Genomic DNA, 13,289 nt, shown 5'->3' on the forward strand with positions numbered 1-13,289 from the left:
AATGAAAGAAACATATATTATTGGCGAAATAGGCCAAAACCATAACGGTTCGGTTGACATTGCGAAATTGATGGTAGATCTGGTTGCCAGACCTGTTAGAGAGGAGGTCTTTGGTCTGGATCTGAAACCGATGAATGCGGTGAAATTAACGAAACGAGATTTGTCGGAAGAACTAAGTGCTTCGCAAATGAACAGGCCATATGATACACCGAACTCTTTTGGGCGCACTTATGGTGAGCATAGAGCGGCCTTAGAATTGTCTGATGAGGAGCATTTTGAAGTATACAAACATGCCAAAGAGCATCATTTGGATTTTGTTGAAACGCTTTGTGCAAAGGGGTGTCTTTCTTTGTTAAAGCTATTTATTCCTGATTATTTGAAGGTAGCAAGTCGAGATTTAACCAATTTGCCGTTACTTGAAGCCTTGGCAGAAACAAAAATACCTATAATATTATCTACTGGAATGAGTGGGAAAAAAGAGTTGGACGATGCGTTGAATGTAATCACCAGGTATCACTCTAATATTTCTATACTTCATTGTGTCTCTCAATATCCAACTCATCCCGATAATTTGAATTTGCGAACAATTATATATTTGAAGAAACACTATCCTCAATATCGTATAGGCTTTTCAGATCATACGATTGGTATTTCAGCACCAATTGTCGCCGTGGGAATGGGGGCCGAGATTATAGAAAAACATATAACTATCGATCGGCGGATGAAAGGGACAGATCAATCTTGCTCACTTGGTCCCGATGGGGTGAATCGTATGATTCGCGATATCCGTTTGGCAGAGCGTTGGTTAGGTAAAGAAGAGTTGTTTATAGACAAGAGTGTGGCAGCATCTAAGGTAAAGCTAGAACGTTCGATTGCGACGAAGAGAGATTTGCAAATAGGTGATATTATCGTACAAGAAGATTTGCATATGTTGAGTCCTGGTGATGGATTTAAATGGTCTCAATTGGACGAAGTCGTTGGAAAAAGGGTTGTAAAACCTATTCCTAAAAATGAAATTGTATATCCAGATGCTATAGAATAGTAAATTATTAGATAATTATTGTATAAGAGTTGATAAAATGGAAATACCTCGACTAATATTAACGGATATTGATGGAGTATGGACCGATGGTGGCATGTATTATGATCAGTTTGGGAATGAACTGAAAAAATTCAATACAAGTGATAGTGCAGGGGTTCTTCTAGCTCATTATTATGGAGTTAAAGTCGGAATTCTTACCGGAGAAACGACCCAGATAGTAGAGCGGAGAGCTCAAAAATTGAAAATAGATTATTTATATCAAGGTGTAAAAGATAAATATTCTGTATTGTGCCATATTTTAGAAAAAGAAAAAATTACTTTGAAAGAAGTAGCATATATAGGTGATGATATCAATGATATAAAGGTTTTGGCATCTGTTGCAATTGCGGGTGTCCCTATATCTGCTGCACGTTATATTCGTAAATATTCGACTGTTTTATTAACAAAAAGGGGCGGTGATGGCGTTTTTAGAGAGTTCGTGGAAAAGATTCTAGGTCCAGAACGGCTCGATCTTTTTGTTAAACAATATATTTGATAAAGATGCTCCAGAGTACGTAAGAGAGTTTATCGAGAAAATATTGAAGGTAAATACTATAAATGAGTATAATAAAAAATAAAGAAATAGCATATAATCACAGTATTGATGCGGTAAAAGGCATATTAATTGTACTGGTTATAGTCGGACATCTTTTACTCGGAAGTTTAGATGAAAATATTATTCGATTTATAATCTATTCATTCCATATGCCTGCATTCATTTTCATTAGTGGCTATCTTTTAAATGTAAAAAAATTATGTCTGTTATCTACTCGAAAATTTGTAGCAAAATACTGGCATAGAATGTTAAAGGCCTGGGTAATTGCTTGGGTTGTATATACTATTGCTTATTGTTTTTATAGAGGATTCACTCTGAGTTCAATTATTATTAATATTACAGATCCATATTATCATTTATGGTTTGTACCCTCATTATTTTTATTGATAACATGTTCTAGATTTCTCTTTAAAACAATAAAGGACGAGATATTGAGTTATTTCATTCTATTATGTTTAGGCATATTGTTTTATAATATATCAAATTACTGGAATGTTAGTCAAGCTTATAATTGCAGACTATTGCCATTTCTTATTTTAGGTGTATTTGCTAGGCAGTATTTAAGTAACATAAAGATACGGTCAGCTATTATTTATATAATTTATTTTTGTCTTGTAATTGTGTTATTCTTTTCTATGAATAATGTAATGGCTTTTTTCAGGACATATATTCAATTGCCTCTTTGTTCTATATTGCTGCTAGGATTCTTACCCTTAGTGAGGAAAGGCGCTTGGCATAATACTTTACTGGAATGGATAGGGCGGAATTCTCTTCAAATCTATTTATGGCATGTAATTCCTATTGTAATCTTAAAGAAGATTTGGGCGGATAATTATGTAGTTTATTATATTTTATCATTTACTATTTTGGGGGCGTTTTTTATAGGAGTCTATTTTAAATCAAGAAGTCGTGTCAGAGTATAGATTTTGCAATATAGTAAATTATAATGAAAATTCTTCTAGTTCATAATAACTACGGTAAATATAGTGGTGAGGAGACCGTTGTCGATAAGATGGCAACCATGCTCACGGCTCATGGCCATGAGGTAGCGTTCTATCGTCGTACAACCGAAGGTGTGAGGGAGTCAACTGTCGGTAAGGTAGAAGGTTTCTTGTCGGGTATTTACTCTCTGTCGGGAGTACGGGGTATGCGCGAGATATTGCATCGTGAACGACCCGATGTGGTGAATGTGCACAACCTCTATCCCTTTATTAGCCCGGCGGCTTTATTTGAATGTAAAAAGGCAGGAGTACCAGTAGTGATGACGGTTCACAACTTTCGGTTGATTTGTCCTACGGGTCTGTTTATGCGCGATGGCATGCCTTGTGAGACTTGCTTGGAGCGAGGTAATGAGTGGAGTTGTATACGATATAACTGCGAACATAGTCGATTGAAATCACTGGGGTATACTCTTCGCAATGTCTATGCTCGCTGGACGGGGGCGTATCGAAAGAATGTAGATGCCTATGCCTGTATTACCGATTTTCAGCGACAGAAATTGATAGCGGCCGGATATGATGCGCAGAAGATGCAGGTGATTCCCAATTTCTTGACAATTCCTCAATCCTATCAATCAGGCGGCGGAAAATATGTAGCCTTCTGTGGACGCATTAGTCGAGAGAAGGGGGTTGATTTGATTCTTGAAGTCGCTCGTCGGAATCCACATATCCCGTTTAAGTTGGCAGGGGAGATTCGTGATAAAGAATTGGTTAAGCAAACCCCGGATAATTGCGAACTGGTTGGATATTTATCGGGCGATACCTTGTCGCAATTTTATCAAGAAGCAGCCTTTTTTGTAATGGCCAGTCGTTGGTATGAAGGTTTCCCGATGGCCATTCTCGAAGCTGCTTGCTATGGTAAACCTACGATAGGGTCAGCCCATGGAGGATTTACCGAGATTATAGGAGCGGGTGAATCTGCTATTGGCCGATTGTTCATACCCAATAATATCGATGACTTGGAGCAGCAAGTTGTATCCTTGTGGCATGCTCCTGATGAAATAGCCCGATTAGGGCATATGGCTTTTGATAAGTTGCAGCGAGAGTATTCATCGGAGGTGATTTATAAAAAGTGGAATAATTTGTTTCAAAACTTAATATATGGTAGAAATAAAAGCAAAACAAAGAGATAAAAGCATAGATATTGCGAAGGGAATCGGAATTATCCTGGTTGTATATGCACATTTGCCGTGCCCTATTAGGGAAGAGATTTTTTGATTTCACATGCCATTGTTTTTCCTATTATCAGGATATTTCTTTTCTTCAAAAGATTCGATAAAGACATTTCTTGTAAAGAAGACAAAAAGTTTATTGTTACCTTTTTGCTTATTTTATTTTCTGTCATTTGTATTTCAATATTTTGAAGGAGATTATGATAGCTTAATTGCCTATATCAAGTCGTTTGGTGAATTACTAGCCCCCGATCCTCCTCTGTGGTTTTTGTTATCATTGTATGAGGTATTCATCATTTGTTATATCGTTGAAAAATATTTTAGTTCGATGATATTAAAACTCTTTATAACTTTGGGAATTACAATTTTGAGTTATATATTAATAATGAATGGTATATTAAGTTCATTCATTTTCCTCTTGCAAGCTGGTTTAGGATACATCTTCTTTTATATAGGACATTTATTTAAAATATATAAGTTTTTTGAATGGAGACGGTTTTCTATTTATATAATAATAGGAGCATTAGTAGTATATTTATTAGGTATTGTAGCACATGTACATTCTGATATTCGATGGCTAGTCATAGATCCTTCTTATATATTATTCTTTCTGCCTGCCTTAGGAGGTTCTTTATTAGTTATCTATTTTTCTAGGTATATACAAAATAGAAGGTATGCCAATTGGCTCGCTTTTTTAGGTGAAAATTCACTGCTAATTATGTGTATTCATTATCCTTTGATTTCATTGGTATACAATATTTCATTACCAGGATTGAGATATTATTATTCTTTGATTGGTAATTCAACACTTCCAACTGAGGCTATAGAAGCGGGGCGTATATGTAATTTGTTAACGTTAATCATTTTAGTTCCTTTGTCTTTGTATATAGGCTTATTGATAAAAAAGATATTCCCATTTTGCTTTGCTAAACGGTAAGAATAAGTTCTGTTTGGGATATGTTTGATAGATAAAAACAAATAAAATAGAAGTAATGGAGAAGAATAGAATTATAGGTTTGGATTTGATTCGTAGCTGTGCTATCTTATTTGTAATAGCAGGACATTTCTGGTTGAATACACCCTTCAAAAATACTATTTTTGAGGAAGAATCTATGTTTGTTCAATCTATATTTCGAATGTTTTTTGCAATGGGCGTTCCTCTTTTCCTTTTGTTGACGGGCTATTTGAATACGAATAAGACAGTGTCGAAGCGATATTACAAGGGGTGTATACGGGTATTGGTTGCCTATCTTTTCTTTTCGATAATAACGATTCTGTTTCGTAAGTATTACTTGCATCAGGAGCTTTCCTGGTTGAAGTGGATTCTGAAAATATTTGACTTTTCGGCCATACCTTATGCTTGGTACATTGAGATGTGGATAGGGTTATTTTTGTTGACACCCTTCCTGGATATGATGTATAAGGCAATACCGACTCGGCGACAAAAGCAGATTTTGATATTGACCCTCTATGTGATGACAGCTTTGCCCGATTTGTTTAACCGATATGGTTTGCATCTGGTCCCTGGATTCTGGGCATCGTGTTTCCCGTTGACACTATTCTTTGTAGGTTCATATATTCATGAGTATAAACCTCGGGTTGAAAGTTGGAAGTTGTGGTTTGTGATTCTGTTGATGTGTTCGATTAATCCGGTGTTCAATGTGTTGTTTGTACATCAACATAGTCTGATTCAGATTACAGGAGGTCCCGAGGGGGTATTTGGAACGGTTATAGCAATAGCTTTTTTCTTGTTGTTTTATCAGACCGATTTTAAGTCGCAAGTACTACGAAAGAGCTTGACTAAGATTTCATTGTTGTCTCTCGATATGTATCTCTGCTGTTATATATTTGATGCACTAGTTTATCCCTATTTTATGGATCGGTATTTTGAGAATCAGTCGCAATTTGGAATTTATTTCTTCGTAATAGTCCCGATTCTTTTCGCAGGATCGTTCGTGATGGCGTGGGTGAAGGATTGGTTATTCCGTTTGTTGCGAATTGGTTAGGTGATTCTGTTATGGCCGAGTTTCCCTTAAAAGAACCGAGATCCCTTATTGGGGTAGGTAAAAAAGATATTACATTCAGTATGATTGAGGTAAGATAAAATTCACTTGGTGGGTCAAGTGAAAGAGAGTGTTCGATTTCTCATTTGTAATCAAAGAGGCAGTTAAGATTGTTTTATAGTCGGGATTAGGAGTGTCTTGGCTAAAATTTTATATATTCTTTTTTATGGAGAAGTATTTCAATATCAGATACGAGTTTGACAAACATGCAGTTTTTCAAGCTATCGATGAAGCGTTGCTATTGAAGAAGCCGGGGTATATCTGTGTATCCGATGGCGTGATTCTGGCTACGGTGAATCGGGATCCGGTCTATTGCCAGGTGGTAGACGGGGCGATGTTTTCGATTTGCGATAGCGGGTATGTTCCGTTGTATTTGCGGTGGATCTACGGCATCAAGCGCAAACAGTATTGTGGAAGCGAGATTTTCATGGATATTATTCACCAACAGCGCTATCGTATGGCTTTTCTGGGGACTACGCAACCGACGTTGGACGGTTTGAAACGGAATTTGTCGGAGATTGATCCGCGCATCCACGATATGTGGTTCTATGCGTTACCGTATAAGCCGGTCGATGAGTTCGATTATCAAGCTATTGCTAATATGCTGGATAAAGATGGAGCCGAAATTATTTGGGTCGCTTTGGGGGCTCCCAAGCAGGAGATTTTCATGAGTAAGTTGAAACCTTATCTGAAACGAGGAGTGATGATTGCCGTTGGCGCTGCCTTCAAATTTTATAGCGGGACCGATGTAAACAGGGCTCCTTATTGGATGGTGCGGGCTCACATGGAGTTTTTGTATCGTATTTATTGCGAGCCCAAGAAGCAGTTGCGTCGTTGCTGGCTGATTGTGGAGTCGTTACCTAAGTTGTTGTTCCAGGAGTGGAACCGGAAACGTCGGCGCAAGAAATTGGCAGGTACGGCAGGATAATCGGGACGATGGTTCGAGATAGAGCTGACTGAGATTGACGATTATCTCGATTTTAGATAATTTTGCAACGGCATGATTGACGTATTATATTTCGATAAAAACAGAAATTTTATAAAGGAAACCATAAAAACAGAGCATACAAGATGAAAACAGCATTGATTACCGGTATTACCGGTCAAGACGGATCGTTCCTGGCAGAATTCCTGCTGGAAAAGGGTTATGACGTGCACGGAACCATTCGTCGCTCGTCGGTCGATTATCGTGAGCGTATTGCCCATTTGGAGGGCCGTCCGCACTTCCACCTGCATTATGCCGATTTGGGTGACTCGATGAGTTTGATTCAGGTTGTGGGCAAGGTGCGTCCCGACGAAATCTACAATTTGGCAGCACAGAGTCATGTGCAGGTATCGTTCGACGCTCCCGAGTTTACGGCCGATGTCGATGCTACCGGTGTGTTGCGTATCTTGGAAGCTGTGCGTCAATGTGGGTTGGCCTCGACTTGCCGTATTTACCAGGCTTCTACTTCCGAATTGTATGGTAAGGTCGAGCAGGTACCTCAAAACGAACAGACTCCATTCCACCCGTACAGCCCCTATGCTGTTGCCAAATTGTATGGCTATTGGATTGTCAAGGAGTATCGCGAGGCCTACAATATGTTCTGCTGCTCGGGTATCTTGTTCAATCACGAGTCGGAGCGTCGTGGTGAGACTTTCGTAACCCGCAAGATTACACTGGCCGCAGCTCGTATAGCTCAGGGAAAACAGGACAAGCTCTATTTGGGTAATCTTTCGTCGTTACGCGACTGGGGATATGCCAAGGATTATGTGGAGTGCATGTGGCTTATCTTGCAGAATGACAAGCCCGAAGATTTTGTGATTGCTACCGGCGTGCAGCACTCTGTTCGTGAGTTCTGCCAGTTGGCTTTCCGTCATGTGGGTATCGAGCTCGATTTCGTGGGCGAGGGTGAAAACGAGAAGGGTATCGACCGGGCTACCGGCCGTGTGCTCGTGGAAGTTTCGCCCGATTTCTATCGTCCGACCGATGTGGTAAACTTGTGGGGCGACCCCTCGAAGGCCAAACGCGAGTTGGGTTGGGATCCCATGCGTACAACCTTTGAGCAACTTGTCAAAATTATGGTCGACGCCGATATGGCCAAGGTGGCTGTCGAACGTGCCGGTGATGAGGTGCGTATGAATCTGGCCGAATATTTGGAAAAAGGTATTGTTAAATAGGAGATATTCATCATGGAAAAAGATTCCAAGATTTATGTAGCCGGTCATCACGGATTGGTGGGTTCGGCTATATGGAAAAACTTGCAGGAGAAAGGGTACACCCATCTGGTGGGCCGTTCGCACAAAGAGCTCGATTTGCTCGACGGGGTAGCCGTGAAACGCTTTTTCGACGAAGAGCAACCCGAGTATGTGATTCTGGCTGCCGCTCACGTGGGTGGTATCATGGCCAACAGTATCTATCGGGCCGATTTCATTTACCAGAATTTGCAGATTCAGCAAAACGTCATTGGTGAGAGTTTCCGTCACGGGGTGAAAAAACTGCTCTTCCTGGGTAGTACCTGTATCTATCCGCGCGATGCACAGCAACCCATGAAAGAAGATGTCTTGCTCACCTCGCCGCTGGAATATACCAACGAGCCTTATGCCATTGCCAAAATTGCCGGATTGAAAATGTGCGAGAGCTTCAACCTGCAATATGGCACGAACTATATTGCCGTGATGCCTACCAATCTGTATGGCCCTAACGACAATTTCGACCTCGAACGCAGCCATGTGCTACCGGCCATGATTCGTAAGATTCACCTGGGTAAGTGCCTCATGAAAGGTGATGAGGAGGCCGTGCGCAAGGATTTGTCGTTGCGACCTGTGGAGGGTGTCGACGGTGCCGCTTCGAACGAGGCTATTCTTGCCGTGCTGGCCAAGTATGGTATCTATCCCGACCGTGTGGAGTTGTGGGGTACCGGCAAGCCCCTGCGCGAGTTCCTGTGGAGCGAGGAGATGGCCGATGCTTCGGTCTATATTCTTGAGCATGTCGATTTTGCCGACGTGAAGGGTGATGGTCCCGAGGTGCGCAACTGTCACATCAATATCGGTACCGGCAAGGAGATTACCATTGCAGCCTTGGCTCACCGCATTCAAGAGGTTATCGGGTATGAGGGCGAGATTCGTTTCAATCCCGAGAAACCCGACGGTACCATGCGCAAGCTCACCGACGTGACCAAATTGCATAATCTGGGCTGGCACCACAAGATCGAAATAGAGGAGGGGGTTCAAAAGATGTACGACTGGTACACCGCCGACCATGCCGAGATGTATCGGTAAATAGAAATTCCTCATATCGCATAACGACAGCCAATCGATTTTTTACAAATCGATTGGCTGTCGCTGTTTCTAAACCTGTTCTGTATAAAACACCTACGGTGGGGAAAGGCATAAAAAAAGAGGTATCCTCACGGACACCCCCCGTCTGAAATTATAAACATCAAAAATAAAAGTTATTATCGCAATTTCAATTTGAAGTCGTAGGACGATTGTAGGTAAACGAGAAATAGTCACTCGTCTTGTCCTTACCTACTTGGGTAAAGTTGGAAAGCGTGGAGTGGTATCGTATGACAACCTTAATATCGGTATCGACCGGGTATTGCGGCAACTTGAACGAAATATAGTCCGAACTTTTCGACTCTTTCTCTTCTCCTTTGTCGTAGACGAGATAGAGGGTATCGGTCTTGCTCGTTGCGTCGAATTGCTTGGGTTGAACCAGTTTCAGCGAACTGGGTGTACTGCCTTCGGTCTCATGAAGATACGCGAGGGTGAGTATCGTATCGTCTCTGCGGTAGTTGATGAACGGCTCAATGGCATAGAGGGTTGGTATCGTGTCGCTTTGGTATTGAGTCATCGTGTCGTCGAAGGTATAGTCCTTGCAATCGAATTGGTGAATACCCGATATGGCTGCGTTGTATATGTAGTTCGCTATCTGTGTACCCTGGTTGTCAAAGTCGACGGATACCGAGGCAAACAAGCGGTCGCCTTCCTCGAAATCTTCACTTTGCAATTCGGGGCTGGTTACCGTTATACCCGTGTAATCGACATACAGATAAGGGATTCCGGATTCTGTTTTATAGATACTCCCAGTTGAATAGACCGACATGGTATTGCTCCCATCGCCTAAGCAACTCGAAAGGAGGAGTATTCCACTTAATAAAGATAAGGCAGTTGTAAATTTCAAGGCTTTCATCGTTTCTTTGTTCTGGTTGATTTTTTATTTAGAGTTGTTGTTGAAATTAAAATCCGGTTCGTAGACCCAGAGTCAAACCAAAGTTGAAGGGCTTGTCTTTCCAAATATTGTGTATGCTCGAATTATTTTCAAAATAGTAGGCCATGTAGGGCTCTAAATAGAGTTCTACGGCTTTATACAAGGTGAGAGCCGCGCCCACATTGGCTTGTACCGAGAATTGTACATTCTCGTGTTTCAGCTCTTTGTAGCCCGATCCCGAAACGGCACCGTCGTGCTCCTCGTCTTTCTGGCGGCCGGCCAGGTAAAAGTCTACTTGTCCACCAGCCGAGGCATAGAACGATAATCGCTTGATGCGGGCGAATCGGTAAATGACATTGAGCGGGATACCCAGGTAGTGCAACTCTTGGCTGCCGTTACCCTTGGTCGAATAGTATTTGGAGTAGAGGTAGGTATATACCAATCCCGATTCCAGTTCCCAGTTCCTGGGTAGACTCTTCGATACGGTGACTCCTGCCGATATAGGCATCTTGTGTTTGAATTGGTACACCGGGTCCCGTTTGGCCAACATCAACGGATTCCGTGTTCGTATAGCCGTGGGGCCGTTTGGGCTGCTGCCGGTTGAGGCATTGGCTGCCATCAACCCCAATCGTATTCCCGGGTTCTTCGTCCGTTTTATCGGGGTGTTGTCTGTTACATAACCCTCTTTCAAGGCCCGACCGGCCTGTTCAAATTCGTCCAGTTGTCGGCGATAGGCAGCCTCCCTGGTAGGGGTAGCGGTAGAATCTGATGGAGCCGTGGCGATTGCCGGGTGCGACGACTTGGATACCACCGGGGTCGAACGGTTCGGAGCCGCACTCTCAATCTCCCGAGCCTCTTTATTCATGGGCTGGTTTTTCCTGTTTATTGTTGTATTGGCCGACACTTTTTGCTCATTGGGCTGTGTATGGCTCGAAATCCGGGCAGAAGCGAGTAACGGTTTCTCGTTCGCCTCTGATGCCTGGATATGCGGCGATTGAGCCTCGGTTTGCACAGGGGTGCGTTGCGATACGGTCGTCGTGTCAGGTTTTTGTTCGGGCGTTTGCCACAAGGCCAAGGTAAGAACCGCACTGGCTGCTACTGCTGCGGCCGAGTACCACCACATGCGCCGATGTAGGGAAATCTTGCGTGCCGGTTCGCCCTTGGGCAACTGCGATTCGATAGCCGCCCACAAGTCGTCTCTGACAGCAACTTCGTGCTCTGCCAGTTTCGATTGTATTCTCTTTTCAAAATTCCGGTCGTCTATCTTCATCGTCGGTAATCGGTCAATACCTGTTTATTTCAGTTCATTAATCCACTTTTGCAGTTGTCGTTTGGCCCGCGTGTATTGCGAGCGCGACGTACTTTCGGTGATGTGCAGGGCTTGGGCAATCTCCCGGTGGGAGTAGCCCTCGATGGCAAACATATTGAAAACCGTGCGGAAGCCCGGGGGTAACTGGGCAATGAGTTCGAGCAACTCGTCGGCCGAGATGCGGTCCACTGCCGAGTAGTCGGCCTCTTGCTGGGGTTCCAGCGAGTCCAGTTCTACACCGTTGCGCAGCAAGTCGTTTTTGCGCAAGGCTTCCAATGCCGTATTCACGAAAATACGTCGTATCCAACCTTCAAAAGATCCTTCGTAGTTGTAGCTTCGTATCGAGGAGAATACCTTGATAAATCCCTCTTGCAGAAAGTCTTCGGCCATCTCCCGATTATCGGCATAACGTAAACACACCGACATCATTTTGCGCGCAAAAGTCTCGTAGAGTTGCCTTTGCGCCCGTGCGTCGTTGTGCTTGCAAGCTTCTATCAGCTTTCGTTCGTCCATACCGATTTTACTCGGCCCGTATGACAACTACTGTTTAGTAGATGCAATCGGGGCCTTTTTTGCTGCATGAGGGTAAAAAATAAATAGCAGTTCTTTGTGAAAGCGTATTATCCAAAGAACTGCTACTCATCGAATGATTTATGTTCAATCCAGTTTATGGATAATAAGACCTGAGCGTAGTTTGGGTTCGAACCACGTGGTTTTGGGTGGCATGATGTTCCCTGTGTCGGCGATATCCATCAGTTGTTTCATCGATACGGGATAGAGAGCCAGAGCCATCTTCATCTCGCCACTGTCGACCCGGCGTTTCAACTCTTCGAGGCCGCGGATACCGCCTACGAAATCGATGCGCTTGTCGGTGCGCAGGTCGGTAATGCCCAAGATGTCGCGCAAGATGAGGTCCGATGAGATGGTCACATCGAGCACCCCGATGGGGTCGTTGTCGTCGTAAGTGCCGGGTTTGGCCGTGAGTGAATACCACTTGCCATCGAGGTATAGCGAGAAGTTGTGCAGCTTCTCGGGGTGGTATATCTGTTCGCCCTTTTCTTCGACGACAAAGTGCTCTTTCAGCTTTTCGAGGAACTCTTGCGGAGTGAGCCCGTTCAAATCCTTCACAACCCGGTTGTAGTCGATGATTTTCAGTTGTGAAGCCGGGAAGCACACGGCCAGGAAATAGTTATACTCCTCGTCGCCACGGTGGTTGGGATTCTGCTGAGCCTTCTCGTTACCTACCAGGGCGGCCGCTGCGGTGCGGTGGTGACCGTCGGCAATGTAGAGGCTGGGTATGTGGGCAAAAATTTCGGTAATGCGGGCGATTGTCTTGTCGTCGTCGATTACCCAGAAGTGGTGCCCGAACCCATCGGGCGCTACAAAGTCATACTCGGGCGCATGCGAAGTCTCTTGCTTGATAATGGCATCAAGTTCGTCGTTGTCGGGGTAGGCAAAGAATACCGGCTCGACGTTGGCGTTGTTGATGCGCACATGTTTCATGCGGTCTTCCTCCTTGTCGCGGCGGGTCAACTCGTGTTTCTTGATAGCCCCGGTCATGTAGTCGTCGACATTGGCTCCGACAACCAGTCCGTACTGGGTGTGACCGTTCATCGTTTGGGCATAGATGTAGTAGTGCTCCTTGTTGTCTTGTACCAGCCAGCCCTTCTGCTGGAACATGTTGAAATTTTCTACGGCTTTGTCATATACCTCGGGGCTATGTTCGTCGGTTCCGGGAGCAAAATCAATCTCGGGCTTGATGATGTGGTAGAGCGATTTCTCGTTGCCTTGGGCCTCTTGGCGGGCCTCTTCGGAGTTGAGCACATCATAGGGGCGCGAGGCAACCTGCTCGACCATTTCTTTCGGCGGGCGTAACCCTTTGAACGGTTTAATCTTGGCCATGGTAGTTAAGTTTAAA

At 43.6% G+C, this 13,289-nt stretch carries 13 protein-coding genes; 9 read left to right on the top strand and 4 right to left on the bottom strand.

Annotated elements, in window-relative coordinates; genetic code table 11:
- Position 1: 1 nt before the first annotated feature.
- The 9 genes from BARVI_RS00405 to BARVI_RS00440 all read left to right on the top strand — a co-directional run bounded on the left by BARVI_RS00405 (position 2) and on the right by BARVI_RS00440 (position 9,131).
- A complete protein-coding gene (locus BARVI_RS00405; RefSeq protein WP_025277315.1) occupies positions 2-1,042 on the top strand; it encodes an N-acetylneuraminate synthase family protein in 1,041 nt (346 codons plus the stop codon).
- A 37-nt stretch (positions 1,043-1,079) separates the two neighbouring features.
- Positions 1,080-1,577 carry a KdsC family phosphatase gene (locus tag BARVI_RS00410; protein ID WP_025277316.1) on the top strand — a complete coding sequence of 166 codons (498 nt, stop codon included), beginning with the start codon at positions 1,080-1,082 and terminating at the stop codon, positions 1,575-1,577.
- A 62-nt stretch (positions 1,578-1,639) separates the two neighbouring features.
- The gene (locus BARVI_RS13630) at positions 1,640-2,560 is read left to right on the top strand and encodes an acyltransferase family protein (RefSeq protein ID WP_038534206.1); all 921 of its coding nucleotides are present in this window, start codon (positions 1,640-1,642) and stop codon (positions 2,558-2,560) included.
- A gap of 23 nt (positions 2,561-2,583) precedes the next feature.
- Entirely contained in the window at positions 2,584-3,768 is a 1,185-nt protein-coding gene (locus BARVI_RS00420; RefSeq protein ID WP_025277317.1) for a glycosyltransferase family 4 protein, read from the top strand.
- Positions 3,769-3,859: 91 nt separating this feature from the next.
- Positions 3,860-4,744 carry an acyltransferase family protein gene (locus BARVI_RS13065; RefSeq protein ID WP_084546939.1) on the top strand — a complete coding sequence of 295 codons (885 nt, stop codon included), beginning with the start codon at positions 3,860-3,862 and terminating at the stop codon, positions 4,742-4,744.
- A 55-nt stretch (positions 4,745-4,799) separates the two neighbouring features.
- Positions 4,800-5,813, top strand: a complete 1,014-nt coding sequence (locus tag BARVI_RS00425; RefSeq protein WP_084546940.1) for an acyltransferase — start codon at positions 4,800-4,802, stop codon at positions 5,811-5,813.
- Between the two features lie 223 nt (positions 5,814-6,036).
- Positions 6,037-6,798, top strand: a complete 762-nt coding sequence (locus BARVI_RS00430) for a WecB/TagA/CpsF family glycosyltransferase (protein ID WP_025277319.1) — start codon at positions 6,037-6,039, stop codon at positions 6,796-6,798.
- A gap of 143 nt (positions 6,799-6,941) precedes the next feature.
- A complete protein-coding gene (gene gmd, locus BARVI_RS00435) occupies positions 6,942-8,030 on the top strand; it encodes a GDP-mannose 4,6-dehydratase (RefSeq protein ID WP_025277320.1) in 1,089 nt (362 codons plus the stop codon).
- 12 nt (positions 8,031-8,042) lie between these two features.
- The gene (locus BARVI_RS00440; RefSeq protein ID WP_025277321.1) at positions 8,043-9,131 is read left to right on the top strand and encodes a GDP-L-fucose synthase family protein; all 1,089 of its coding nucleotides are present in this window, start codon (positions 8,043-8,045) and stop codon (positions 9,129-9,131) included.
- Between the two features lie 187 nt (positions 9,132-9,318).
- On the opposite strand, the gene BARVI_RS00445 is transcribed toward BARVI_RS00440, so the two are convergent.
- The 4 genes from BARVI_RS00445 to BARVI_RS00460 form a co-directional block, all read right to left on the bottom strand.
- On the bottom strand, positions 9,319-10,044 hold the full coding sequence (locus BARVI_RS00445; RefSeq protein ID WP_157232427.1) for a hypothetical protein: 726 nt from the start codon (positions 10,042-10,044) through the stop codon (positions 9,319-9,321).
- A 46-nt stretch (positions 10,045-10,090) separates the two neighbouring features.
- Positions 10,091-11,332: a porin family protein gene (locus tag BARVI_RS00450; protein ID WP_025277323.1), complete on the bottom strand. Its 1,242-nt coding sequence runs from the start codon at positions 11,330-11,332 to the stop codon at positions 10,091-10,093.
- Positions 11,333-11,356: 24 nt separating this feature from the next.
- Complete coding sequence (locus BARVI_RS00455) at positions 11,357-11,884, bottom strand: RNA polymerase sigma factor (protein WP_025277324.1); 528 nt, start codon at positions 11,882-11,884, stop codon at positions 11,357-11,359.
- A gap of 144 nt (positions 11,885-12,028) precedes the next feature.
- The gene (locus tag BARVI_RS00460; protein ID WP_025277325.1) at positions 12,029-13,273 is read right to left on the bottom strand and encodes a DUF1015 domain-containing protein; all 1,245 of its coding nucleotides are present in this window, start codon (positions 13,271-13,273) and stop codon (positions 12,029-12,031) included.
- Positions 13,274-13,289 lie beyond the last annotated feature (16 nt).

The sequence above is a fragment of the Barnesiella viscericola DSM 18177 genome, from assembly GCF_000512915.1.
In the GTDB taxonomy this organism is placed as follows: domain Bacteria; phylum Bacteroidota; class Bacteroidia; order Bacteroidales; family Barnesiellaceae; genus Barnesiella; species Barnesiella viscericola.

Bases quoted from the DNA above. Each gene is read 5' to 3' on its own strand.
- BARVI_RS00405 (WP_025277315.1), top strand. From the start codon at position 2: ATGAAAGAAACATATATTATTGGCGAAATAGGCCAAAACCATAACGGT.
- BARVI_RS00410 (WP_025277316.1), top strand. From the start codon at position 1,080: ATGGAAATACCTCGACTAATATTAACGGATATTGATGGAGTATGGACC.
- BARVI_RS13630 (WP_038534206.1), top strand. From the start codon at position 1,640: ATGAGTATAATAAAAAATAAAGAAATAGCATATAATCACAGTATTGAT.
- BARVI_RS00420 (WP_025277317.1), top strand. From the start codon at position 2,584: ATGAAAATTCTTCTAGTTCATAATAACTACGGTAAATATAGTGGTGAG.
- BARVI_RS13065 (WP_084546939.1), top strand. From the start codon at position 3,860: ATGCCATTGTTTTTCCTATTATCAGGATATTTCTTTTCTTCAAAAGAT.
- BARVI_RS00425 (WP_084546940.1), top strand. From the start codon at position 4,800: ATGGAGAAGAATAGAATTATAGGTTTGGATTTGATTCGTAGCTGTGCT.
- BARVI_RS00430 (WP_025277319.1), top strand. From the start codon at position 6,037: ATGGAGAAGTATTTCAATATCAGATACGAGTTTGACAAACATGCAGTT.
- gmd (WP_025277320.1), top strand. From the start codon at position 6,942: ATGAAAACAGCATTGATTACCGGTATTACCGGTCAAGACGGATCGTTC.
- BARVI_RS00440 (WP_025277321.1), top strand. From the start codon at position 8,043: ATGGAAAAAGATTCCAAGATTTATGTAGCCGGTCATCACGGATTGGTG.
- BARVI_RS00445 (WP_157232427.1), bottom strand. From the start codon at position 10,044: ATGAAAGCCTTGAAATTTACAACTGCCTTATCTTTATTAAGTGGAATA.
- BARVI_RS00450 (WP_025277323.1), bottom strand. From the start codon at position 11,332: ATGAAGATAGACGACCGGAATTTTGAAAAGAGAATACAATCGAAACTG.
- BARVI_RS00455 (WP_025277324.1), bottom strand. From the start codon at position 11,884: ATGGACGAACGAAAGCTGATAGAAGCTTGCAAGCACAACGACGCACGG.
- BARVI_RS00460 (WP_025277325.1), bottom strand. From the start codon at position 13,273: ATGGCCAAGATTAAACCGTTCAAAGGGTTACGCCCGCCGAAAGAAATG.